Origin of the sequence: Planococcus chinensis, assembly GCF_042681545.1 — a bacterium.
In the GTDB taxonomy this organism is placed as follows: domain Bacteria; phylum Bacillota; class Bacilli; order Bacillales_A; family Planococcaceae; genus Planococcus; species Planococcus chinensis.
In genome coordinates this window covers 1-1448 of the sequence record NZ_JBHUFW010000018.1, presented here as the reverse complement: position 1 = coordinate 1448, position 1448 = coordinate 1, and the positions used below count along the sequence as shown (strand labels likewise).

Genomic DNA, 1448 nt, shown 5'->3' with positions numbered 1-1448 from the left:
TGAACTGAACCCCAAATGGTAGACACTTTATAAAAGTGACCCCATTTGGGGTTTTTTCTATTTTCACACCCCGGTATACTGAAACTAATGACTGGAACGGGAGCGATTGGCATGAGTAAACGAATCTTTAACGAACATCAGTGTCGGCAGTTGGAAGCGAATCCTAATGTTGCGGCTGTATCGGAGCGGGCCATTCAATATACACCGGAGTTCAAGGTGAAGGCGGTCAACGAAAACCTGCAAGGGAAAGGGCCTGCCCAGATCTTTATAGAACACGGATTTGACCTGACGGTCATTGGCGCAGAAAAACCGAAAAGTTCCCTGAAACGCTGGCGGAAGTCCTATCACCTATACGGCGAACAGGGCTTCTTCGAAGAGCGCCGCGGAAAAGGCAGCACGGGCCGCCCTTCCACGAAAGAATTGTCCGCTGAGAAAAAGCTGGAGAAAGCAGAAGCGCGCATCAAGTACCTGGAAGCGGAAATGGAACTCTTAAAAAAGCTCGAGGCGCTCGAAAGGCAGGCGAAGAAACGCAGCTGACCCCGGCGGAAAAATACGCCGCAATCAATGCCGTTGTCCGCAAATTTCAATTGAAAAACTTGGTGGAGCTGCTTTGTGGCACGGCAGGCGTCAGCCGCAGCGGCTATTATGCCTGGCTGAAGAAGGCCGAACAGCACGCCATTCGCGAAGAACAAGACTACGAGGATTACCTTCTGCTCAAAAGCATCTACGATGCGCATCGGGGGAAAATCGGCTATCGCCACTTCTATATGATCCTAACGGAACTCTTGGAAACGCCGATGAACCACAAGAAGATTCTGCGGCTCATGCACAAATTCAACCTCTTTGCCAAAGTCCGGCGGGCGAATCCCTATAAGCAGATCGCCAAAGCCACCCAGGAACACGCGGTTTGTCCGAATCTGTTAAACCGGGAATTCGATCAAGATGAACCTGGCAAGGTCTTCGTCACCGATATCACCTATCTTCCGAACCGGTCAGGGCAGATGGCGTATTTGTCCGCCGTGAAAGATGTCGCCAGCCGTGAAATGGTCGCTTATGAAGTCACGACCAGCCTGAGTATGGAAATTGTCTACCGCACGCTAAAGAAACTGGAAGAAGCACTGGATGGCAATATCCATCCGGAAGCGATGATCCACTCCGACCAAGGGTTCCACTACACCCACCCGGAATACCAACAGCGCGTGAAGGAACTGGGACTCACCCAATCGATGTCCCGACGGGGCAACTGCATCGACAACGCCCCCATGGAATCGTTTTTTGGCCACTTCAAGGATGAAGTCGATTTCAAACACGCCACCAGCCTAGCCGAATTAAAGGCGTTGGTGGATGAGTACATGGCGCATTACAATGGCACGCGCAAGCAATGGAATTTAAAAAAGATGACCCCGGCACAATACCGGAGTCATCTGATCGCAGCGTAAGCTGCAGGG

The 1448-nt window shown here is 51.5% G+C and carries 1 protein-coding gene; it reads left to right on the top strand.

The window, feature by feature from the left end; translation table 11 throughout:
- The first annotated feature begins 111 nt into the window (after window positions 1-111).
- A protein-coding gene (locus ACFSDB_RS16975; RefSeq protein WP_377340723.1) for an IS3 family transposase occupies window positions 112-1439 on the top strand; the annotation gives its coding sequence in 2 pieces (ribosomal slippage) (window positions 112-484 and window positions 484-1439; 1329 coding nt in all).
- Window positions 1440-1448 lie beyond the last annotated feature (9 nt).